This window comes from Mycobacterium sp. PO1, from assembly GCF_017312405.1.
Classification (GTDB): Bacteria; Actinomycetota; Actinomycetes; order Mycobacteriales; family Mycobacteriaceae; genus Mycobacterium.
Genome location: NZ_BLTG01000098.1, coordinates 1 through 22,519, shown reverse-complemented (window position 1 = coordinate 22,519; position 22,519 = coordinate 1). Strand labels below are relative to the sequence as shown.

At 69.1% G+C, this 22,519-nt stretch carries 21 protein-coding genes; 13 read left to right on the top strand and 8 right to left on the bottom strand.

Annotated elements, in window-relative coordinates; translation table 11 throughout:
- The first annotated feature begins 15 nt into the window (after positions 1 to 15).
- The 6 genes from J3476_RS25190 (at position 16) to J3476_RS25165 (ending at position 5,078) form a co-directional block, all read left to right on the top strand.
- On the top strand, positions 16 to 966 hold the full coding sequence (locus J3476_RS25190; RefSeq protein ID WP_373889116.1) for a L,D-transpeptidase family protein: 951 nt from the start codon (positions 16 to 18) through the stop codon (positions 964 to 966).
- Between the two features lie 99 nt (positions 967 to 1,065).
- Positions 1,066 to 2,007: a DUF4129 domain-containing protein gene (locus J3476_RS25185; protein ID WP_207069039.1), complete on the top strand. Its 942-nt coding sequence runs from the start codon at positions 1,066 to 1,068 to the stop codon at positions 2,005 to 2,007.
- Positions 2,004 to 2,486 carry a hypothetical protein gene (locus tag J3476_RS25180; RefSeq protein WP_207069038.1) on the top strand — a complete coding sequence of 161 codons (483 nt, stop codon included), beginning with the start codon at positions 2,004 to 2,006 and terminating at the stop codon, positions 2,484 to 2,486. Before J3476_RS25185 ends, J3476_RS25180 begins: the two co-directional genes overlap by 4 nt.
- Positions 2,483 to 3,448 (top strand): MoxR family ATPase, encoded by a 966-nt coding sequence (locus J3476_RS25175; protein ID WP_207069037.1) that lies wholly within the window; start codon positions 2,483 to 2,485, stop codon positions 3,446 to 3,448. Before J3476_RS25180 ends, J3476_RS25175 begins: the two co-directional genes overlap by 4 nt.
- Positions 3,445 to 4,656, top strand: a complete 1,212-nt coding sequence (locus J3476_RS25170; RefSeq protein WP_207069036.1) for a DUF58 domain-containing protein — start codon at positions 3,445 to 3,447, stop codon at positions 4,654 to 4,656. The genes J3476_RS25175 and J3476_RS25170 overlap by 4 nt, the downstream gene beginning before the upstream one ends.
- A 44-nt stretch (positions 4,657 to 4,700) precedes the next feature.
- A complete protein-coding gene (locus J3476_RS25165; RefSeq protein ID WP_207069040.1) occupies positions 4,701 to 5,078 on the top strand; it encodes a hypothetical protein in 378 nt (125 codons plus the stop codon).
- On the opposite strand, the gene J3476_RS25160 is transcribed toward J3476_RS25165, so the two are convergent.
- Positions 5,075 to 7,129, bottom strand: a complete 2,055-nt coding sequence (locus J3476_RS25160) for a M13 family metallopeptidase (protein ID WP_286183703.1) — start codon at positions 7,127 to 7,129, stop codon at positions 5,075 to 5,077. The genes J3476_RS25165 and J3476_RS25160 overlap by 4 nt on opposite strands.
- A gap of 40 nt (positions 7,130 to 7,169) precedes the next feature.
- Here J3476_RS25160 and J3476_RS25155 point away from each other — a divergent pair, with 40 nt between their 5' ends.
- Both J3476_RS25155 and J3476_RS25150 read left to right on the top strand, forming a co-directional pair.
- Positions 7,170 to 7,772, top strand: a complete 603-nt coding sequence (locus J3476_RS25155) for a hypothetical protein (RefSeq protein WP_207069034.1) — start codon at positions 7,170 to 7,172, stop codon at positions 7,770 to 7,772.
- Positions 7,769 to 8,458 carry a hypothetical protein gene (locus J3476_RS25150; protein WP_207069033.1) on the top strand — a complete coding sequence of 230 codons (690 nt, stop codon included), beginning with the start codon at positions 7,769 to 7,771 and terminating at the stop codon, positions 8,456 to 8,458. Before J3476_RS25155 ends, J3476_RS25150 begins: the two co-directional genes overlap by 4 nt.
- Before the next feature lie 53 nt (positions 8,459 to 8,511).
- Here the strand turns inward: J3476_RS25150 and J3476_RS25145 are convergent, their stop codons facing one another.
- Genes J3476_RS25145 through J3476_RS25135 form a run of 3 tightly spaced genes read right to left on the bottom strand, consistent with a single transcriptional unit; the run spans position 8,512 to position 12,601 of the window.
- Positions 8,512 to 9,189 (bottom strand): alpha/beta fold hydrolase, encoded by a 678-nt coding sequence (locus J3476_RS25145; RefSeq protein WP_207069032.1) that lies wholly within the window; start codon positions 9,187 to 9,189, stop codon positions 8,512 to 8,514.
- Complete coding sequence (locus tag J3476_RS25140) at positions 9,186 to 9,677, bottom strand: XRE family transcriptional regulator (protein ID WP_152514981.1); 492 nt, start codon at positions 9,675 to 9,677, stop codon at positions 9,186 to 9,188. Before J3476_RS25140 ends, J3476_RS25145 begins: the two co-directional genes overlap by 4 nt.
- Positions 9,674 to 12,601 carry an MMPL family transporter gene (locus tag J3476_RS25135; protein WP_207069031.1) on the bottom strand — a complete coding sequence of 976 codons (2,928 nt, stop codon included), beginning with the start codon at positions 12,599 to 12,601 and terminating at the stop codon, positions 9,674 to 9,676. Before J3476_RS25135 ends, J3476_RS25140 begins: the two co-directional genes overlap by 4 nt.
- Positions 12,602 to 12,867: 266 nt before the next feature.
- On the opposite strand from J3476_RS25135, the gene J3476_RS25130 reads away from it, so the two are divergent.
- The 4 genes from J3476_RS25130 (at position 12,868) to J3476_RS25115 (ending at position 16,122) form a co-directional block, all read left to right on the top strand.
- On the top strand, positions 12,868 to 13,398 hold the full coding sequence (locus tag J3476_RS25130) for a hemophore (RefSeq protein ID WP_207069030.1): 531 nt from the start codon (positions 12,868 to 12,870) through the stop codon (positions 13,396 to 13,398).
- A gap of 213 nt (positions 13,399 to 13,611) precedes the next feature.
- Entirely contained in the window at positions 13,612 to 13,998 is a 387-nt protein-coding gene (locus J3476_RS25125; protein ID WP_207069029.1) for a heme-binding protein, read from the top strand.
- 84 nt (positions 13,999 to 14,082) lie between these two features.
- Positions 14,083 to 14,751, top strand: coding sequence for a response regulator transcription factor (locus J3476_RS25120; protein ID WP_173012153.1), 669 nt, complete (start codon positions 14,083 to 14,085; stop codon positions 14,749 to 14,751).
- Between the two features lie 12 nt (positions 14,752 to 14,763).
- Positions 14,764 to 16,122, top strand: a complete 1,359-nt coding sequence (locus tag J3476_RS25115) for a sensor histidine kinase (protein ID WP_373889115.1) — start codon at positions 14,764 to 14,766, stop codon at positions 16,120 to 16,122.
- A 109-nt stretch (positions 16,123 to 16,231) separates the two neighbouring features.
- On the opposite strand, the gene J3476_RS25110 is transcribed toward J3476_RS25115, so the two are convergent.
- The 3 genes from J3476_RS25110 to J3476_RS25100 are packed head-to-tail and all read right to left on the bottom strand — an operon-like array spanning position 16,232 to position 19,022.
- Positions 16,232 to 16,600 (bottom strand): DUF3054 domain-containing protein, encoded by a 369-nt coding sequence (locus J3476_RS25110; RefSeq protein ID WP_207069027.1) that lies wholly within the window; start codon positions 16,598 to 16,600, stop codon positions 16,232 to 16,234.
- Positions 16,587 to 17,837, bottom strand: coding sequence for a M23 family metallopeptidase (locus J3476_RS25105; RefSeq protein WP_207069026.1), 1,251 nt, complete (start codon positions 17,835 to 17,837; stop codon positions 16,587 to 16,589). The genes J3476_RS25110 and J3476_RS25105 overlap by 14 nt, the downstream gene beginning before the upstream one ends.
- 18 nt (positions 17,838 to 17,855) lie before the next feature.
- Positions 17,856 to 19,022, bottom strand: coding sequence for a YbhN family protein (locus tag J3476_RS25100; protein WP_207069025.1), 1,167 nt, complete (start codon positions 19,020 to 19,022; stop codon positions 17,856 to 17,858).
- 77 nt (positions 19,023 to 19,099) lie between these two features.
- Between J3476_RS25100 and J3476_RS25095 the strand changes: the two genes are divergently transcribed.
- A complete protein-coding gene (locus tag J3476_RS25095; protein WP_207069024.1) occupies positions 19,100 to 20,251 on the top strand; it encodes an AI-2E family transporter in 1,152 nt (383 codons plus the stop codon).
- A 132-nt stretch (positions 20,252 to 20,383) separates the two neighbouring features.
- Here J3476_RS25095 and J3476_RS25090 read toward each other — a convergent pair.
- Positions 20,384 to 22,519, bottom strand: a 2,136-nt coding sequence (locus J3476_RS25090) for an Ig-like domain-containing protein (RefSeq protein WP_207069023.1), incomplete at its 5' end; no start/stop codon positions are given.

Here is a 22,519-nt window from a genome sequence, read left to right as displayed (position 1 = left end):
CGACTGCTCGCCACGATGACCGCCGCGGTCGTGCTCGCGGGTCTGGCGCTGACAGCGCCCTCGGCGCTGGCACAACCGGCGCCGCCCCCACCGCCGCCCGCCCCGGCGCCGCCTCCGCCGGCTCCCTTCGTCCTGCCGAATCCGTTCGCGCCGCCGCCGCCGGCGGCTGCCAGCCCGATGGCCGCCGCGCAGCCCTCGACGATTCCGCCGGGCACCCCGGCCGGGCAGAACCCCACCCCCTACGTCGGCGAGCCGGTGTTCCTGCCGCCGTCGTTCAACCCGGTCAACGGCTCGATCGTCGGCGCCGCGAAGCCGATCTACATCAACTTCCAGCGGCCCATCGCCGACCGCCAGATGGCCGAGGACGCGATCCACATCTCGTCCGTCCCGCCGGTGCCCGGCAGGTTCTACTGGACCAGCGACACCCAGGTGCGCTGGCGTCCGCAGGACTTCTGGCCGGCCGGCACCGTCGTCAACATCGACGCGGGCGGCACCAAGTCGAGTTTCAGCGTCCCCGAGCAACTGGTCGCCACGATCGACAACGACACCAAGCAGATGGAGGTCATGCGTGACGGCGAGCTCGTCAAGACCTTCCCGGTCTCGATGGGCAAGTCCGGTTACGAGACCAAGAACGGCACCTACTACGTGCTGGAGAAGTTCGACGAGATCGTGATGGACTCCTCGACCTACGGTGTGCCCGTCGACGACCCGTCGGGCGAGGGCTACAAGCTCGACGTCGAGTACGCGGTGCGGATCGACAACAGCGGCATCTTCGTGCACAGCGCGCCGTGGTCGGTCGGCTCGCAAGGTGAGAGCAATGTCAGCCACGGCTGCATCAATCTCAGCCCCGCGAACGCGAAGTGGTTCTACGAGAACTTCGGCAGTGGTGACGCGGTCGTCATCAAGAACACCGACGGCGGGTGGTACACCCAGCCCGATGGTGGCTCCGACTGGCAGATGTTCTGACCGCCTGATCCTTTTGCGGCGCGGTGCGCCCGCCGCGTGCCACCATGGGGCACAGGCCGACGGCGTCCGGCCGCCGGTGCTGGATCCGAGGGTGGGCCGATGCCCGGCGACGGCAGGACGGTGGCGCGCACGATCACGGTGATCGTGCTGGTTCTGCTGGCCACCGTCGCCTTGGGCGGCTATCTGCCCGGCGCCGCGCAGCCGGATGAGACCCAGGAGGCCACCGAGGGTTCGGGCAGCCTGATCGCCGTCGTCGCCATGTTGGTGGTGTCGATGGCCGTCATCGCGCTGTCCCTGCTCAAACGGCCCCCACCCCGGCGGGCCGCACCCGCCCGGACGGAACTGCCGAACGACGGCCGCGGATACGGGCTGCCCTGGCGCCCGCTCCTGCTTGCCGCGGCGGCACTGCTGATCTGGCTGACGGCGCTCTACCTGCTTCTGCGCTGGGCAGCGCCGCCGGTCGACCCACCGCCGCCTGCGCCCGGAGCAGATCCGGCGTTGTCGACCGACGCCGCGCCGCCGACCGACACCGCTGCGCCCGAGCGCCGCGACCCCGCCCCCGACGGCGGCAGCGACATGTTCGCGATCCTGGCGGGGACGACGCTGGTGCTGGTGGTGCTCACGGTTGTCGCCGCGATCCGTGGCCGCCGCAGGCCAGCCACCGTCACCGCCTCCTCGGCGCCCGAACCCGAGCCATCGGCGCCGACCGCCGATCCGGATCTGGCCCGGGCCGCCGAATTGGGGCTGGCCGAGATCGGTGACCTGAGCCGTGACCCCAGGCAGGCCATCATCGCCTGCTATGCGGCGATGGAACGCGAACTGGGGAAGTCGCCGGGGGCGTCCCCGCAGGACTCCGACACGCCGACTGAGGTGCTGGCGCGGGCGATCGACACGCAGGTGTTGCGCTCGGGCAGCGCCGGTGAACTGGTGGACCTCTTCGAGGAGGCCCGGTTCAGCGCACACATCATGGACGAGGGGCACCGGGCCGAGGCCGTGCGTGCCCTCCAACTCGTGCAACGCGAGCTGGCCGGTGCGCCGTGATGAAACTCGTTGTCGGAGCAGTGGCTCTGGTGTTGGCCGTGCAAGCCCTGGCGTTCACCCAGCTCGAGCGTGAACTCGTGCTGACGGTGACGGGGGCCGCCCTGGTCGTGGCTCTGCTGGCGTTGCGCCGGCGTCTCGTGCCCGACCGTGACGCCGAGGAGGAGGATCTCGGCGACGAGGCCGAGGCGGCGCTTCGCCGGTGGCGGGGCCGTACGGAAACGTTGATTTCGTGGGCGGAGTCGTCGCGCGCAGACTGGGACCGACGTCTGCGTCCGATGCTGGCCAGGCAGTTCGAACTCGCGGGTGGACATCGGAAAGTCAAGGACCCCAATGTGTATCAACTGACCGGACGCATGGTGTTCGGCGACGAGTTGTGGCAGTGGGTGGACCCGCAGAACATCTCTCGCACCGGCGGGCGGGAACCGGGGCCCGGTCGCGAGGTCCTCCACGACATACTCGTGCGGTTGGCGAAGCTGTGACGCGCAGTTCCGGTCCGGCGGCCACGACCGCCCAGTGTGAAGCCGTTCTCGACGAGATCGGCCGTGCCGTCGTCGGCAAGCGCCGGGCGCTGAGCCTGATCCTCACCACGATGCTGGCCCGCGGCCACATGCTGATCGAGGACCTGCCCGGGCTGGGAAAGACGTTGATCGCCAAGTCTTTCGCGGCTGCCCTCGGCCTGGAGTTCACCCGTGTGCAGTTCACGCCCGACCTGCTTCCTGCAGACCTGCTGGGCTCCACCATCTACGACATGCAGTCGGGCCGCTTCGAATTCCGTCGCGGGCCCGTGTTCACCAACCTCCTCCTGGGCGACGAGATCAACCGGACCCCACCCAAGACGCAGGCGGCGCTGCTGGAGGCCATGGCAGAGCGGCAGGTCAGCATCGACGGTGTGACACATCGTCTGCCGGAACCGTTCCTGGTGCTGGCCACCGACAACCCGATCGAATACGAGGGCACCTATCCGCTGCCCGAGGCGCAACTGGACCGCTTCTCGGTGCGGCTGGAGCTCAAGTACCTCTCGGAACAGGAAGAGGCCACGATGTTGCGGCGGCGTCTGGACCGCGGCTCGGCGCCGCCGTCGGTGCAGCGGGTGGTCGACGTGCACGATCTGCTCGCCATGCAGGAATCCGTCGAGCAGGTGTCGGTGCACGACGACGTCCTGCAGTACGTGGTCGCACTGGCGGCCGCGAGCCGGTCCCATCCACAGGTCGCCGTCGGCGCCAGCCCGCGTGCCGAACTCGATCTGGTGCAGCTGGCCCGCGCCCACGCGTTGCTCCAGGGACGCGACTACGTAATCCCCGAGGACGTCAAGGCACTGGCAGTCCCCACCATGGCGCACCGGATCAGCCTGCGCCCCGAGATGTGGGTCCGGCGCGTCCAGGGCACCGATGTCGTCGAAGACCTGCTGCGTCGCACACCGGTACCCCGCGCCGACCGATGACCGAGGTCGAACTACATTGGCGTGCGTCATCATTGACGCTCGCGATCGCGACGTGCGCGGCCGCCGCACTGGGCGGTGCAGTGCTCACCGGCCGCGCCGACCTCGTGGTGTTCGCCGCACCCCTGCTCGGCGTGTTGTGTTCGATCGGGTGGCAGCGTCGTCCACCGACGGTGACGGTGCAGGCGCAACCGCCACTGCACCGGTGTTTCGAAGACGAGGCGGTGCGCGTGATCGTCACCGCCGCCACGGACGACGGCGCGCCCGTCGCGCTGACGTGCTCCGCCCCGGCAGGAATGCAGCTGGAGACTGCGGCACCCGGGATCGTCGACGCTCGTGCCTCACGATGGGGCCGCTACCCGATCCGCGCTGCCGTACGGGGGCCCGGCCGCGGTGGACTGCTGGAGGGCGTCGGCGCCGTCGATGCCGCCGAGGTGTGTGTATTCCCCGTGGCGCCACCGCAATCCACCGCTGTTCCGCGCACCGAACTGCTCGACAGGTTGGGCACCCACCTCACCCGCCACCATGGCCCCGGTGTCGAGTACGCCGACATCCGTCCCTACGTCCCCGGCGATCTCCTGCGTTCGGTCAACTGGCCGGTCAGCGCACGTCGCGGTGCCCTGCACGTCACCGAGCGGTTGACCGATCGCGCGGCTGACGTGGTCGTGCTCTTCGACACCTATCCGCAGCCGCCCGGCCCGGCGACCGAGGCGATGGAACGCACCGCGCGCGGGGCGGCGCAGGTGGTGCAGAGCGCACTGCGGTACGGGGACCGGGCAGGCCTGGTTGCTCTGGGGCAGCGCCGAACCCGCTGGCTGGGAGCCGATATCGGACAGCGTCAGTTCTACCGGATCCTCGACACCATGCTCGGTGCCGGTGACACCTACGAAACCGCTTCCGGAACGCTCACGCCCCGGGCCGCCGTCCCCACCGGGGCGATCATCATCGCGTTCTCGACCCTGCTGGACACCGAGTTCGCGCTCGCGTTGATCGATCTACGCAAGCGCGGGCACACCGTGGTGGCAGTGGATGTGCTGGAGGGCAGCCCGATTCAGGGGGAGCGGGATCCGCTGGTGGACCGGATGTGGACGATGCAACGCTCGTTCATGTACCGCGACATGGCCACGGTGGGGGTCGACATCATCAGTTGGCCCGCCGGCACCACCCTGGATCAGGCGATGACGCTGGTGCCGGATCGGAGGCGCCGGTGACCACCGCCGCAAGCAGAGTGCTGCCGTTGGTGTTCGGCGTGTTGATGGTCGGCGCCGCGGCGTACCGCACCGACGGATCCGCCGTGTTCGTCGCGGCGGCGGCCGTGGTCGCGGTCGCCTGGTCGGCCTGGTGGCGGCCGGCGAGCAGCGTCGCGGTGCTGTTGACGGTGCTGACCATCGCGCTGGACGGGCCGGCGGAGATGTTCACCGCACTGGCCGGCCTGTCCGCCGCCGCGTATCTGGTGCTGCGCCACACCAACCCGACGGCACCGACGATGGCGTCGGCGGTCGGGTTCACCGCGGCCGGCACCGTGGCGGTCGCGATGCCCGCCACACTGCCATGGCTTCCGATGGCGGCGCCGCTGGCGGTGCTCGTCGGGTACCTGGTGGCGGTGCGGCCGTATCTGGCCGCACGCCACTAGTTCCAGATGTGCACGCGCTGATCCGGAGCCAGGTAGAGCTCGTCGGAGTCGCTGACGTCGAACGCCTCATAGAACGCGTCCATGTTGCGGACGACGCCGTTGCACCGGAACTCCGGCGGCGAGTGCGGATCCACCGCCAGCCGGCGGATCGCCTCGGCCTCTCGGGATTTGGTGCGCCACACCTGCGCCCACCCGAAGAAGACGCGCTGCTCCCCGGTCAATCCGTCGATCACCGGCGCCGGCCGGCCCTGGAGCGACAGCTTGTAGGCCAGCAGAGCGATGGACAACCCACCGAGGTCGCCGATGTTCTCGCCCACGGTGAACGCGCCGTTGACGTGATGCGACTCGGCAAGGCCACGCGGCACGAACTTCTCGAACTGCTCGATCAGCGCCTTGGTGCGGACCCCGAACTCGGCGCGATCGTCGTCGGTCCACCAGTCCACCAGGTTGCCGTCACCGTCGTACTTGGCGCCCTGATCGTCGAAGCCGTGCCCGATCTCGTGCCCGATGACGGCCCCGATGCCGCCATAGTTGGCCGCGTCGTCGGCGTCGGCGTCGAAGAACGGCGGCTGCAGAATCGCCGCCGGGAAGACGATTTCGTTCATGCCCGGGTTGTAGTACGCGTTGACGGTCTGCGGCGTCATGAACCATTCGTCGCGGTCCACCGGCCCGCCGAGCTTGGCCAGCTCGCGGGCGTACTCGACGGCGTAACCGCGCCGGTAGTTCCCGTACAGGTCGTCGCGGGCGATCACGAGCGCCGAATAGTCCCGCCACTTTTCGGGATAGCCGATCTTGGCGGTGAACTTGTCGAGCTTGACCAGAGCCTTCTCCCGGGTCTGCGGGGTCATCCAGTCCAACTCGTTGATGCTCACCCGGTAGGCCTCGCGCAGGTTGGCCACCAGTTCGTCCATCCGCGCCTTCGCGGCCGGCGGGAAGTGCCGCTCGACATACATCCGGCCCAGTGCGTCACCCATCAGGTTCTCCACCACCGACACCCCGCGCTTCCACCGCTCGCGGATCTGCTCGGTCCCGGACAGCAGCCGGCCGTAGAACGCAAAGTCCTCGGCCACCAGCTCATCCGGCAGCAGGAAGGCCCGCGCGTGGATCAGGCGCCAGCGCAGCCAGTTCTTCCAGGTCTCGAGATCCTCGTCGGCCCACAGCTGCGCGAACGCGGTCAGGTAGTCGGGTTGGCGGACCACCAGCTCGGCGGCCTGCTCGTCGGTGATGCCCAGCCCGGCGAACCAGCCGGTCCAGTCGAAGCCGGGCGCCTGGTCCACGAGCTCGGCGAAGGTGCGCAGGTTGTAGGTCAGTTCGGCGTCGCGGCGCTTGACCACATCCCAGTGCGCGGCGGCGATCTTGGTCTCCAGCGCGACGATGCTCGCGGCGGTGCCCGCATGATCGTCGGCCGACCCGCCCAGGGCCAGCGCGAACATCGCCGCGATGTGGCCGGGGTAGGCGGCCAGGATTTCGGCGTGCTGCTCGTCGCGGAAATAGGACTCGTCGGGCAGGCCGATGCCGGACTGGCTCAGATGAAGCAGGTAGCGGCTGGAGTTCTTGGAGTCGGTGTCGACGTACATGCCGGTGCCGCCGCCGATGCCGGTGCGCTGCAATGACGCCAGCACCGCGGTCAGCTCGTCGGTGGTGCTGGCCGCGTCGATCGCGGCCAGTTCCTCCAGCAGCGGGGACAGCCCGCGTTCCCGCACCGTCTGCTCGTCCATGAAGCTGGCGTACAGGTCGCCGATGCGCTGCTCGTCGGTTTCCGATGTCGCCGCCGCTTCGGTGCCTGATGTCGCCGCCGGGGCGGCTCCGTTGCCTGATGTCGCCGCCGAGGCGGCTCCGTTGATCAGGTCGCGGATCTGCTCCTCGGCGCGGTCGTACAGCGTGCGGAAGGCACCGTCGGTGGCTCGGTCGGGCGGGATCTGATAGTCGGCCAGCCAGCGACCGTTGACGTGGCCGAAGAGGTCATCCTGCGGTCGGGCCGAGTCATCGACGTAGCGCAGATCGATTCCGGAAACGAGATTCGACTTGTTCGATGTTGCTTCTACCGTCACCCCGACATCCTTCCAGAAATGTCGCGGTACCCTCACGCGCATGCCCGACGACGAGCAGGAACCCGCCCCCGAGCCGGACCGGAACGTGCAGGCCGACCGCGTCTTCACCGGTTACGGAATCGCCTCGGCCGTGCTCGGAGTGGTGGCGGTCGTCGCAGTCGTTCTGGCCACGGTGATCTGGACGCGGCACCACGCACACGAGGAGGAACTGGACTACCGTTCGCGCGCCCTGCAGGCCGCCGCGGCATGGACCGGCGTGCTGATCAACATGTCCCCGGAGACCATCGACCAGGACCTCACCACCCTGCACGAGGGCACGGTGGGGCAGCTCAACGTCGATTTCGAGGCCACCATGGCGCCGTTTCGCCGCCTTGTGCAGACCCTCGACTCCCGGACCTCCGGCCTGGTGGACTCGGTGGCCCTGGAGACGATCCACCACGATCCGCCCGGCGCCCCGCCGCGGGAGCCGCGCAGCGATCTGGAGGGGCTGGCGGATCGCACCGACACCGTGATGGTGGTGGCGACCTCGGTCAGCGACAACGCCGGGTCCGACGCGCCGCAGACGGTGCGGTGGAACCTGCGCCTGGACGTCTCCGAGGTCGACGGCGAGATGTTGATCTCGCGGCTGGAGCCGATCCGATGAGGAACCGTCTACGGGTTGCCGCCTTCGATGTGCTGGCGCCGGTCGCTGTCCTGGCCGCCCTGATCTACATCGGTGTCGCGCTGCGCTGGCCGCTGTGGTGGGTGTCGGTGTGCTCGGTGCTGTGCCTGCTGGTCGTGCAGGCGGTCGTGGTCGACTTCGTGCTGGCCCGCCGCGACAGGGTGACCGTCGGCACCGACGACGAAGGCCCGGGACTGCGGTTGGCGGTGGTCGCGACGGCGACCGGGGCGCTCGTCGCGGCGGTCGCGGTGGGCTATCTGCAGTGGACGAAGCCGGACCGGGCATTGGAGGCCGACTCCGCGGCGGTGACCGGCATCGCCAGCAGCGTGGCCGAGGCCTCGGCCACGTTCACCCCGCAGAACCCCACCGCCTCCATCGACCGCGCGGTGAGCATGATGACGCCCGACGCGGCCGACCGGTTCCGAAGCGAATTCGCCAAGGTCGCCGAGGACATGGCGGGGCGCAATGTGTCGGCCCAGGCCAGCACCGTCTCGGCGGGGGTGGAGGCGATCGGCCCCAGGGCCGCCAGCGTGGCGGTCATCCTGCGCGGCACCCAGAACTCACCCGGTCAGCCGCCGGACACCGCCGTGCTGGCGTTGCGCGTCACGCTGGGCGAGACCGACGGCCGCTGGCTGGTGCAGGACGTCTCACCCATCCACAACCGCTGATCGCGAGCGAGAAGCCAGGGCTGCGCCCGCGGGCCCGAGCACGACCAGGAATGCTATTCCGCGCGCAGAAGGCGAGTCGCCACCTCATCGGGATGGCTCAGCGCCGCCAGATGACCACCGGGGATCACCTCGACCTCGAGGCCGAGCCGCTCCCGGGTGACCCGGCGCTGGAACTCCAGCGGGAACAACCGGTCCTCGCGGCCGGCCAGCACCCGCGTCGGCACGTCGGGCCAGTCGGGCAGCGGCCACGGCCCCGCGAACGGCGTCTCGGACTGCTCCGGCTCGGGATGCTTCTCGGCCTCGGCTCGTACCTCGGCGGGGACGTCGTGGAAGAAGTCCTCGACGAAGTCGAATTCCTCCCGGCCCAGCCCGATCTCGCGGAAGTAGGCGACCTGCGCGGCCTGCTGACCGGTGGTTGCCCACCACTGACCCGGCGATTCGCCGGGGCGCGGCACCATCGGGTTGAGCAACACCAGCGCCGCCGTCGGAAGGCGCTCGGCGACGATCGGCGCGGTCAGCGCTCCCATCGACTGCCCGACCACGGTCAGCGGCCCGTCGGCGTCCAACACCGCGGTCGAGGCGATGTCGGCGTAGGTGATCAGGTCGGCATCGTCGTCGTCGGCGGGCAGATCGACCGCGACCGCCCGCTCACCGTGCTGTTCGAGCAGGGCGACGACGCGGTGCCAGTACCAGGCGCTGCCGCCCGCACCCGGGATCAGCAGAAACGTCACTGGTCGGCGCGTTGGGCCCGCATCCGGGCGAACCGGTCGGACAGCCGGCCCATCCGGATCATCAGCGAGGCCGGCGGGCTGACGCTGCCCTGCAGATAGGTGGCGAAGTCCTCGGCGGGCACCCCGATGCGCGAGGCGAACTCCTGCTCACCGAGGCCGGAGCGCTCCAACAGCAGATGCACGTGTTTGGCCACCTCGGCGCACTCGTTGGCCTCGAGGTGCTCGCGGGTACGCACCAGCACCTCCGACATCGCGCGGGACACCCCGTAGGGCCGTGCTGTTTCGAGGACCTCCTCGACCTGGCGGGCGGTGCGGCCGTACGGATCGCGCTTGATCGCGACCACGATGCGCTGCCACACGCTCAGGTCGTCGTTCTCCAGCGCGGCGCGGATGGCTGCCGTGGGCCAGAACTCGACGGGCCGGGTGTCCACCGGCGGTGGGGAAGCCGCGTCACGGTTCGATCCCCGTACCTCCCCGGTCACCGTCACCTCGCCTCCTCCAGCATCGCCACTGCTACGGTCAGGCACCGCTGCCGGACCCGAGCCCACTCCGCCTCGGAGCCCTCCCGGGTGAAATCGGGCCCGTCGGACGGTTGCGGATCGGCCAGCCTGCGCACCAGCTGGGTCGCCACCCAGTGCCCGTTGAGGGTGTTGGCCCGCTGAGCGCCTGCCGGTGGACCAGAGTAATACCGGTCCATGCCGGTGAGCACTTCCGCAGCGGTCTGCGTGTCCATGGTGTCGACGAGGTCGGCCAGCTCGGTGTAGTCGCGGGCGTTGTTGCGCGCCATGATCAGGAAACTCTTCAACCGCAGCGTCTCGGCGCCGGTGGGGATCTGCAACCGGTCACCGGTGGGCAGCAACACGTTGGTGGTCTCCATCGGGTCGGTGCGCTGCAGCGGGGACCCGCCGTCCGGACCGCCGGCCTGCACGGCCAGCGCATCGAGTGCGACGTCGAGGCGGCCCCGCCACATCGTCACCGGATGCTTGGGCAGCTTGACGGCGACGGTCTTGCCGTGGGCCCGGTTGCCGACCGCGACCGGGGTCCGCTTCTCCACCAGCCTGCCGCCCATCGACTTCGCGCACGGCTGGCACCCCGAGAACGCCAGCGGATCGGCGACGGTGATTGCTTGCGGTGCCAGCGTTTTCAGCTTGGCGGCCGATTTCACGACGGTGCGCAGATCCGCGCCCGACGGTGCCAGCGCGGAGATGTCGTCGGGGATGATGACCAGGTCGCCGATGTCGGCCTTGGGCAGCGGCTTCTCGAAGTCCACCGACGGCAGAATCCGGTCCAGCCAGCGCGGCAGCCACCAGTTCCACTCGTCGAACATCGCCATCAGCGCCGGCACCAACACCAGCCGCACCACCGTGGCGTCCACCGCGATCGCGACGGCCGACGCCACACCCAGCTGCGCGACCAGCGGCATGCCGGAGAACGCGAATCCGATGAACACCGCGATCATGATCAACGCGGCGCTGGTGATCGTGCGGGCGCTGGTGCTCACGCCGTAGGCCACGGCGTCGCGGGTGTTGCCGGTCTGCAGGAACCGCTCCCGGATCCGGGTGAGCAGGAAGATCTCGTAATCCATCGACAGGCCAAACGTCAGCGCCAGCACCAGCGGCGGGATGGTGCTGTCCAGCGACGAGAGCTGTTTGAAGCCCAGATCCGAGAGCCAACCCCACTGGAAGACGACCACCAGGCTGCCGTATGCCGCGGCCACCGACAGCACCGTCATCAGCACGCCCTTGAGCGCCAGGAACACCGACCGGATCGAGATCAGCAGCATGACGAACGCGATCAGCGCGACGAATCCGAACACCAGCGGCTGGGTCTTCGCGACCCGGTCGTCGAAGTCCTTGATCAGCGCCGTCGGGCCTCCGACGTTCACCAGGGCCTGACCCTCGGCCACCGGCGGGAGCTGCTCGCGCATCCAGTCGACGGTGTCGCGTGCCCCCATCTCCTCCGGATCCACCGACAGCACCGCAGACAGCAGTGCGCTGCGGTAGTCGTTGCCGAACGCCGCCGGGGTCACCGACACGACGTTGGGCGCCTCGGTCATCTTCTGCCGCACCGCGTTCAGCAGGGGCTCCTTGGCGGGCGCCGAGGCGGCGTTGCCGTCGGGGAAGGTGACCAACACCCGGACCGGCCCGAGAGCGCCGGGGCCCAGCGCGACCGCGGCCGCGTTGACCCCGCCGCGGATCTCGTGGGTCGGGTCGAACTGTCGTTGCATGCTGTTGCCCAGCGTCATCGAGAACGCCGGCGCGGCCAGCGTCAGCAGCAGCGCCGCGGCGGCCAGGGCCGAGGCCCACGGCCGGCGCATCACCCAGCCCGTCCACCGGGTCCAGAACCTCGACTGGGTTGCCTCCACCTGTCGACCCCAGTGCAGGTACGACGACCGCTTGGCGGCGCGGCGGCCGAAGGTGGCCAGGACAGCCGGGGTCAGCGTCGTCGACGTCAGCACCGCGACCGCGACGGCCAGGATCGCGCCGGTGGCCATCGACTGCAGCACCGGCGTGTTGATCAGATACAGCCCGGTGACCGACGCGATGACCGTCAACCCCGACAGCACCACGGCCAGGCCGGAGGTGGCCATCGCGGCGTCGGCGGCGTCCTGGGGTTCCCGCCCGGCGCGGAGCTCCTCGCGGAAGCGCATCAGGATGAACAGCGAGTAGTCGATGGCGACCGCGATGCCGAACATCGACACCGTCGAGGTGACGAACACCGACATCGTCATGTGCATCGACAACAGGAAGACCAGGCCCATTGTCACCGCGACGGTGCAGATACCCAGCAGCAGCGGCATCGCGGCGGCGGCCAGCGACCCGAACACCGCCAGCAGGATGAGCAGGACGATCGGGAAATTCCACTTCTCGGCCTGCGCGATGTCGTTCTTGGTGGCCAGCGTCGCGGCGGCGCCCAGGGCGCCCTGTCCGATGACGTAGAGCCGGACCTTGCCGTTGTCCATCTCGCCGGCGTCCTCGCCGTCGATGCCGACCTTCTCGCGCAATTGGTTGGCCACGTCGACCGCGCCGGTGTTGTCGAAGCTGATCTGCAGGGTCAGGACGTACGGGCGGTCGGGCTGGGGCGGCGGCTGCTGCGGGTTCGGCATGACCGTGACGCTGGGCACCTCGGCGGCGACCCGTTCGAGGAACGCCACCGCCTCGTTCATGTCGTCGAACGACGCGTCCGGGCGCGGGTCGGCCACCAGAGCCAACGGAGACGCCCCCTGGTCGGGGAACTGGGCCTCGAGCTGCCGCTGCACATACAGCGACTGGGAGCCTTCGACCTCAAAGCCGCCGCCGGTGAGGTTGCCGGACTGGTTGAGTGCGAGGTGCACCGAGGGCACCAGGAGAAGGATCCAGACCGCGAACACCGCCCAGCGGAACCTGCGCAGGTTGCTGCTCACGCGCATCATGAACTGCTGGATGGGATCTCCCCGCTTTCTCCCCGGCGTTTCGTAGCGAGAGCGTACAGCAGCTTGCTGTAGGGTGACTCGCCCTCGACCGACCGGTTAGAGAACCTTTATCCGGCTGCCACCTTGGCCGCTGGGCTCGCCGGTTGGCGAGCGCGGCGCCGCAGATGGCAGGATGTGCGCGGGAAGTATCGCGTCGGGGATCCTTTGCTACTGATCGCAGCGAGCCCGCGGCACCTCAGCGTGTCGGCGAGCTGATGGGAGACATGATGGACGCACCGAAGACCTTCGTCGCACCGTTCGTGCGGACTGCGCTGGGCGCCGTCGCCGCCGGTGGCGTAATCACGCTGGCGCTGGTGACCGGTCCGGCAGCCGGGGCGGCACCCGATCCGTGCGCTGCCAGCTCGGTCGCCAAGACGGTCGGCGCGGTCGCCACCAACACCGGCGTCTACCTCGCCGCCCATCCCGAGACCGATCAGGCGCTGACCGCGATCTCGCAGCAGCCGCCCGGGCCGCAGTCGGTGGCGATGCTCAAGGCGTACTTCGACTCCAACCCCGAGGTGGCCACCGACATGCAGCGACTGCAGCAGCCGTTGGCGACGCTGTCGGGCCGCTGCCGGCTGCCGGTGACATTGCCGCAGATGCTGGGTCTGCTGCAGAGCGTCCAGCAGGGCCAGGGCCAGGGCCAGGGCCAGGGCCCGCCCGCCCAGCTTCCGGCCACGCAGAACGTTGGCGCGGAGACGGCCCCCGCGTCGGAGGCACGCGGCCCGGTGTCGGGGACGCGTGGCGCGGTGTCGTAGGGCATGCACGGCGCGGTGTCTTGGGGCACGCGGCGCGGCGGCGCTTCCAGAGCCCACCGCGATGTCCTGACCCGCCCGCGGTGAGGTCCAATCGGCGATTAAACGCCCGCTTGGCGGGAAAGTCGGCAGATGTTCTGTTTACATTTCTAGGATGGTCCTGACCGGGGCCCGACACGGGTCCGGTCTTGTCTACCTCTTGACGAAGGAGCCCCCATGTTGTTCTCGGCCCCTACGGTGCGCCGCGCGGTCGCGGGCGCCCTGGGTGCAGGTGCCCTCGGTGCGACGCTGTTCGGCGTCCTGCCCGCGGCGTCCGCTCAGCCCGCCCCGCCGAACTGCACCGCCGCCGACTTCGCCGGCGTGGCTTCCGGTGTGTCGGCCGCGTCGTCGGCCTACCTGTTCACCCATCCGGACGTGAACGACTTCTTCACCAGCCTGCACGGGCTGCCGCGTGAGGAGATCAAGACCCGGGTGATGGACTACATGAACTCCCATCCGCAGGAGCGCGACGAGCTGACCGCGATCCGCCAGCCGCTGGTCGACATCAAGAACCGGTGCGGCTACGCGTTCGCGGATGCCGGCGACCCGGACATGCCCGAATAGCCGCCGGTGCGCGACAGGGTGGATGCTCCGCCCGCTCGTGAGGGGGAGCTGTCCATCCAGGACGGTGCGGGTCGGACAGTGTTGATGGTCGACGACGACCCGGATGTCCGGACCTCGGTAGCCCGGGGTCTGCGGCATTCGGGCTTCGACGTTCGCGTGGCGGCCACGGGCCGGGAGGCGCTGCGGTTGTTGTCCAGCGAACCGCACGATGCGCTGGTGCTCGACGTGCAGATGCCCGAACTCGACGGTGTCGCCGTGGTCACCGCGTTGCGCGCGCTGGGCAACGACATCCCGATCTGCGTGCTGTCGGCCCGTGACACCGTCAACGACCGCATCGCCGGTCTCGAGGCCGGCGCCGACGACTATCTGACCAAGCCGTTCGACCTCGGTGAGCTGGTGGCCCGGCTGCATGCGCTGCTGCGCCGGGCACACCATTCCGACCCCGGGTCGGACACCCTGACCGTGGGTTCGCTGACCATCGACACCGCGCGGCGGTTGGTATTCGTCGCCGGGGAGCGGGTCGAGCTCACCAAGCGGGAGTTCGACCTGCTGGCCGCGCTGGCCGAGAACGCCGGCGTGGTGTTGAGCAGGCAACGCCTGCTCGAGCTGGTGTGGGGCTACGACTTCGACGTCGACACCAACGTCGCCGACGTGTTCGTGTCCTATCTGCGGCGCAAACTGGAACGCGACGGACTGCCACGGGTGATCCACACGGTGCGTGGAATCGGGTACGTGCTGCGAGAAGATCCGTAAGAACCCGATCTGTTGGTGACACGTCCGAAGCTTCCCCGGTTCCTGCGGTCGGCCTCGCTGCGCACGCGGGTGGCCATCGCCTCTGCCGCGGCCGCCGCGGCGGTGGTCGCGGCGTTCACGATTCTGACGTCGGTCGTGCTGGCCAACAACGACGCCACCCAGCTCGACCGCCGGCTCGACGCGATCGTCGACGCCAGCATGTTTCCCGAGGAATTGTCCGACCCGCGCCGCGGCGTGCTCACCACCGGCCGGGACCGCACCTCGGGTCAGGTGGTGTTCCAGCGCGGCTTCCAGCTTCCGCCGCTGCCCCCGGGAACCGAGACCGCGTTCGTCAACGGCGTCGAGTACCGCGTGCGTACGGTGCCGGTGGAGCAGGACGGCGGCCTGCTGATGTCCATCGGCATCCGCGCCGACAGCATCCTCCTCAATCGGGCCCGCGTCCCGCTCTACATCGCGGTCGGCGTGATGACGGTGTTGATTGCCGCGGGGCTGGGTTGGCTGCTGGCCGGCCCGGCGATCCGGCCGCTGCGCAAGCTGACCGAGAACACCAAGAGGCTGGGCAAGGACGCCGAGGACATCCCCGCGGTGCACGGCGTGCGCGAGGCCGAGGATCTCTCGGAGGCCATGAGCGCGATGCTCAGCCGGTTGGCCGCCGCGCAACGGGCCACCACGAACTCGCTGCAGGCGGCCCAGGACTTCGCCGCCAACGCCGCCCACGAGCTGCGCACCCCGCTGACGGCGATGCGCGCCGACCTCGACACACTGCGCATCCACAACCTGCCCGACGACGAACGCGACGAGGTGGTCGCCGACCTGTCCCGCGCGCAGCGCCGCGTCGAGGGCATCATCACCGCGCTCGGCCAACTCGCGTCGGGGCAACTGGCCCAGGTCGAGGACCGCGAGGTGATCGACCTGACCGACATGCTGGACCGGGTGGCGCGGGAGAACATGCGCGGCGCCAACCAGGTGCAGATCGACGTGGTGCTCGACGACGATCTCGGCACCCTGCTGGGCTGGCCCAGCGGGCTCCGGTTGGCCGTCGACAACCTGGTGCGCAATGCGGTGACCCACGGCCAGGCGAGCCGCATCGTGTTGTCGTCACACCGCCACGACGGGGTGGTGACGATCGTCGTCGACGACAACGGTCGGGGACTGCCCGCCGACGAACACGAAACCGTGCTGGGGCGCTTCTCCCGGGGCAGCAACGCCGCCCCCGGTGGCTCGGGGCTGGGGTTGGCGTTGGTGGCGCAGCAGGCCGCGCTGCACGGCGGCACCATCGAGCTGTCCGACAGCCCGCTGGGCGGGCTGAGGGCGACGCTCACCGTGTCCACGGCGCCGAACGAATCGTGGACGCCCCCGAACGAGATCTGAGCGCCGGGCGTCGACACATTGTGGGCGGGGGTGCCGAAGGATTTCTGAGCGCGGCGCGCCGAGACAAATCTGAGCGCGGCGCGCCGAGACAAATCTGAGCGCGGCGCGCTCAGCGGCGGCTCAACGCGCGTGCGCCGGCACGCCAGCCGAGCAGCAGTACGGCGGTCGTCAACGACGCCACGACGATGAAGCTGGTGGCGGTGCCCTGCCCGGTGGCCTTGCGCAGCAGCATGCCGACGACGACCGTGGCCAACCACACCGCCAGGCCGGTGGGCACCACGGCGATCGGACGGCGCCAGGCCTGCGCCAGCAGCCAGCCGACCGCGGTACCCGCCAGGAACGGCCATGCCGTCTCGGCGATTCCGGCCACCGTCAGCCCCTCGGCGTGGCTGCGCCGGCCGATCGTGCAGAACACCACGACACACACCGCATCGGCGGCGAGCGCCTTGACGGCGGTGGAACGGTCAGCTTTCGGCATAGGTCATCACATCGTAAACCAATGGGCTGGTGCCGCTCTCGTCCCGCGGAGCGAATCCCGGCTCGAGCTCGGCGGGCTTGCCCTCCAGCAGCGCGTCCAGGTCGCCGGTGGAGCGGGAATCCAGCCGGAAGTCGGTGAACACGAACGGCAACCCGTTGGACCGCAGCGGATCCGGGGTGCTCATGACGTGGAAGTGCAGGTGTGGGGCGTCGGAGTTGCCGCTGTTTCCCAACGCGCCCAACACTTGTCCGGTGCTCAGGTGGTCACCGGGCTGAACTTGCACCGAGCCCGTCTGCAGGTGGGCGTAGAACGCATAGTTGCCGCCACCGAGGTCCTGGACGACATGGTTGCCGCCGTACTCCTCGAGCGGCAAGTCGGTCGGCGCGGAACCCGGAACCTGTTCGGGCAGGCCGTCGACGACCGACACCACCGGTCCCTCGCCGACGGCCACCACGTCCGATCCCACGTAGGGGTAGCTGTCCAGTTGCGCTTCGTCACCGGTGAACAGCCGGCCGTCCGGACCCAGTTGCACGTAGTCGATGGCGAACCGCTCGGCGGCCCAGATCTCGCCGTCGAGGGGGTTCAGTGCCGTGCGGTGTGCGGACATGTCGCAGCAGCTGTCGCCGTCGAGCCAGTTGGGCCCCTTCAACGGTGGTGCGATCGAGATGGGTTGGCGGGTCTGCACCGTGACCGGGGCGATGTTCTCGGTGAGCGAGGCGGGGATCAGCGGGGGCGACGGATCGGTCACCGAGATCGCCACGGTGTGGCTGAGTTCCGCGGGGACGGCTTCGTCGGGGTCCACCGCCACATCCAGCCACACGTAGCCGGTCTGGGCGGGCCCGAGAGTCGTGGTGGGGACCGGGTTTCCCGCCAGCCTGGTCCAATAGGTGAGCCGCTCACCCGGCAGGCTGAGCAGGGTCCGGTCACCGGCGCGCACGTCCACCCCGGTCAGCGTGACGTCCTGGGGTGTGGTGTTGGTCAACACCAGCTCGTAGGCCAGATGGGTCTTGCCGTCGGTGGCAGGTACCGGGATCGGGGCCGCCAGCACCCGGCCCACCACCGGAGTCAGGACCGCGGGACCGGGCAGAGGTGGCGGCGTCGAGTCAGCCGCGGCAGGCGGTGGCGGGGTGGCCTGCGCGGTGGTCCCGGCGTTCTTCGTTTCCGGATCGGTGGCGCAGGCTGCGCACAGCATCAGCGTCGCCAGCGACGCAGCGACGATCAACGGACGAATCTGCATGCTGCGGCGACTCTTTCGCTAGGGACCGGGCTGACCCGGTGGATGGGGCGCCTCGGGATCGGGGCTGAACAGCAACGGTAGATGGGTGTCGGTGGAACGCATCGGCGTTGCCTCGGGGTCGGCGGGATCTCGGTCGGGGTCGAGGTCCTTCTCGGTGCGGAACATGATCAGGAACACCACCCAGCCGATCGCGGCGATGAAGATCCAACTGACCAGCCGGTAGATCAGCATGGCCGAGATCGCCGAGGCCAGCGACATGCCGCTCGACACCAGACCGGGGACCAGCACCGCCTCGACGACCAGCAACCCACCGGGCATCAACGGGATCGAGCCGACCGCCCTGGCCGCCGCATAGGCGACCGTCACTCCCGCCACCGAGGGGTGCCCGCCGGTGGCGTAACAGGCGAACAGCAGGCACCCGACGTCGGCGACCCAGTTGAACAGCGACCAGCTGAACGCCTCCCCGAGGTCACGACGACCCAGTTGCACCGACTCGAGTTGCACCAGGGTGGCACGCCATTTCGTCAGCCCGGTGTCGGCGGGCTTGCCGCGCACCGAGTTGAACCAGGACAGCAGGCGCACCCCGATGCCGTCGATGAGCTCCGGGCGGCTCGCCACGGCCTGCGCGAGCAGGATCAGCGCGACGAAACCGCCGAGCGAGAAGATCAGCGACAGCGGATTCTTGCTCGCCCCCAACATGAACGCCCCGCCCAGGCCGAGCAGCGCCAGACCGATGACCTGCAGTGCGCCCGACATGACCAGCTGCCAGGACGCCACCACGGGCGAGGCGCCCCACATCCGCTGCTGGCGGTAGATGAACGTCGCCGACAGCACCGGCCCACCCGGCATGGTGGTGGACAGGGCGTTGCCGGCGTAGAACGCCGCCTCGGAGCGCCACTGGTGCACGTGCACCCCCGCCGAGCGCAGCAGTGTGCGCTGGATCTGGGCGAAGCTGTGCATCGACGCCATCGCCGCCACCACCGCGGCCAGCACCCACATCCAGTTGGCGGAATACACGCTCTTCCATGCCTTGGCCAACTGGTCGTGCACCAGCGCCAATTCGACGGTCAGCACCACCAGTGCCAGCGCGATCAGCGCCCAGCGCAGCCACCAGTACTTGCCGCGGCTGCGCTCCGGGTTGGCGGCCCCTGCCGGGCTGCCGCTCGCTGGAGCGTCGTGTGACACGCAAGTAAGGGTAAGGCGTGGGTCAACGGTTTCCGCAGATCGGCGGGTGAGACCCGCGTGCCCGTTACGCTACCGGGATGTCCGCAGGACCCTCCCTCGATCCGCTCGCCGACGAGTCGGTGACCCCGCTGGTGCGCAAAACCGCTGCGTGGGCGTGGCGGCTGCTGATCATCCTGGCTGCGGTTGTGGCGCTGGGATGGTTGATCCTGCGGTTGGAGATCCTGTTCGTCCCGGTTGCGCTGGCCACGATCGTGGCGGCGCTGCTCATGCCCGTCGTCGACTTCCTGGACCGCAGGGGTGCGCCGCGCAGCGGTGCGGTCGCGCTGGTGCTGCTCAGCGGGTTCGCGGTGTTCGGTGGCCTGCTGGCGTTCGTCATCACCCAGTTCATCGAGGGCGTGCCGGCATTGGCGGGCCAGGTTTCGACCAGCATCGAGGGTGTCGGCGCCTGGCTGACCGACGGACCGCTGAAGGTCAGCGAGCAGCAGATCAACCAGTTCCGCGATTCGGCGCTGGAGGCGCTGCGCGACAACCAGGAACGGTTGACCAGCGGGGCCGTGTCCACCGCAGCGACCGTCACCGAGATCGTCACCGGTGCGCTGCTGATGCTGTTCACGCTGATCTTCCTGCTGTACGGCGGCCGCAACATCTTCACGTTCGTCACCGGCGTCGTCCCGACCGGGGTGCGCGCACGCGTGCGCAACGCCGGCCGCGCCGGGTTCCACACGTTGATCGGCTACGTCCGGGCCACGTTCCTGGTGGCGGCGGTGGATGCGACCGGCATCGGGCTCGGCCTGGCGATCATGGGTGTCCCGCTGGCGCTGCCGCTCGCGTCGCTGGTGTTCATGGGCGCGTTCGTGCCGCTGGTCGGCGCGGTGGTCACCGGGTTCCTGGCCGTCATCGTCGCGCTGATCGCCAAGGGCTGGATCTACGCCCTGATCACGCTGGGTTTGATCATCGCCGTGCAGCAGCTTGAAGGCCACGTGCTGCAGCCGCTGGTGATGGGCCGCGCGGTGTCGATCCATCCGCTGGCCATCGTGCTCGCGATCGCCGGTGGGGCCGTGCTGGCCGGCATCGTCGGCGCGCTGCTGGCCGTGCCGGTGCTGGCGTTCCTGAACAGTGCGGTGCGGGTGCTGCTCGCCGATGACCCGGTCGCCGAGGAAGAGGCGCAGGAAGCCGACGAGGCCCCGGTGATCGAAGCCGAGCCCGACGACGTGGAGCAGATCGAGTAGCGTGCGGCGCCTGCCTCGGGCGCCGAGATAGCAGTGCGCCGAGAATGCGCCCAGGGTCGTGACCAGTCGTCCGGTGCAACCCTGGGCGCAATGTCGCCGTCGAAGGAACGCGTTCTACGCGGTTGACATGGTCTATACGACGGAGCCTGAGCCGATCACAGCGACGTTGGTGGTCTCCGTGTTGATGTCGGGACCGACGGTGGAGAGATACACCGTTCCATCTGGGCCCACGACCGCACCGGCTTGGAACGACGAGGGACCGTCGATGTCATAGGTGGCCGGGACCGGATCCGCCGCGTTGTCCGGGTCGATGACACTCAGATGGGTGACGAAGCCGACGGCCTCCAACGTCTCCGTGTTGACGAACACGTAGCCGTCGGGGTTGACCGCAATATCGACCGCATTGCCGGCGAGGTCGACGAGGGTCGGGTTGGCCGGACTGCTCGGGTCGATGATCCTCACGTGCGTGGTGTAGACGGTTTCACCGCCGACCTCGGCCTCGGTTTGCGAGATGACGGAGGCCCGACCGTCCTCGCCCACCGCGAAGTCGGTGGGTTCTCCCTCCAGATCGACAGTGACGGCAGCCGAGGGGTTTTCGGGATCGATCGCGACCAGCTGGTAGGTGGTGACGGTGTTTGGGAAACCGCTGAAGTCCGTGACAGTGACCAGCCCGTAGATCGTGCCGTTCGATCCCACCACCATCTGTTGGCCCAGCTGGCCGGGTATCTCGACGGTCACCGGGTTGTCGGCGTTGGCCGGGTCGAGGACGCTGATCCGAGTCGTGGCGGCGATCGTGCTGGGGTCGACGCCGTCGCTCGTGATTTCCTCCACCGCTTGGTAGGCAGTCCCGTCCGGACCGATGACCACGCTCAGCACCGTGGTGCCGTCGAGGTCGAACTGAACCGGCGTACCGGGATTGTCCGGGTCGATCATCACCACGTGCGTGACAAAACTCATACCGTCGGTGGAGACCGTTGGAATTGTGACGTAGACCGCACCGTCGGGGCCTGCGACCACACCGTCGTTGGCGAGTTGCCCCGTGCTCTCGGCAACCAGGGTGAGCGGATCTTCGGGGGATGCGATGTCGATCTGGTACAGCTGCACCATGTCGGGGTCGTTGAGCTCAACTGCCACATATGGCGTTCCATCGAGTTGGTTGAACACGACGGGGCCCTCGGGGGTGACACCTGTCAGTACCACAGGCGCGGTGGCAGTCGGGTCTTCCGGATCGATGATGGTCAGCGTCGGCGAGAAGGTGTTGCTCGGAAGCACATATGCCGTGCCGTCGGGACTGACGGATAGTTCGGAATCGAAGAGTCGGTCGCTGCCCACCGGGACTCTCACGTACGAGCCCGGGTTCTCCAGATCGATCACCAGTACGTTGCCCACTTGGTTGATGTAATCGAAGGTGGTTTGGTACGCGTAGCGCTCTGGGGCGAAGGCCAATCGGCTGTCCGGGCCTCCGGGGGCCATGTCGACCACCGGGTTGTTCAGGTCCACCGACCCGTCCGAATTCACCGCGTAGACCGAGGTGTGTTGGTCGGAGGTACCGAAGCCGAACACGACGACCTGGTAGGCGGTGCCGTTGGGGCCGATCTGCGGCTGCCGTGCCGGGTCGCCCGGGATCTCGTTGAGTCCCACCAGAACGGGCGGCCCGTCGTTGACGGCGGTGACGGTGATCGACACGGTGGCTGTGCCGGTGTCGCCTGCGGTGTCGGTGACGGTGTAGGTGAAGGTGTCGGATCCGTTGAAGTCGGCGTCCGGGGTGTAGGTGACCGACAACCCGTCACTGCTGACCGCGGCTGTGCCGTGGGTGGGAGTGCTGACCGCCGTGACGGTCAACGAGTCGCCGTCGGCATCGGTGTCATTCGCGAGGACGTCGATGACATTGGCCGTGCTGTTTTCAGTCACGGTGGCCGCGTCACCAGTGGCCACCGGTGCCTGGTTGTCGGGTTCGGGCAGTGCGACCACGGGGACGTTGATGGTGGTCATCGCGGACAGGCCGTCGGGGTCGGTGGCGGTGACGGTGAAGGCGTCGGCGCCGTCGGGCTCACCGGCCTCGGGTCGGGTGGCCGGGGTGTAGGTGAAGGTGCCGGCCTGGGCGTCGATGGTGACCGAGCCGTTGGTGGGATCGGTGGCGGTGTAGGTCAGTTCGTCGCCGTCGGGGTCGGTGAAGCCCAGAGATCCGGTGACGGAACCCGTTTCGGGGTCAACAGTCTGTTCGCCTGGTGTGCCGGCGACCGGTGCCTGGTTGTCGGGCTCCGGAAG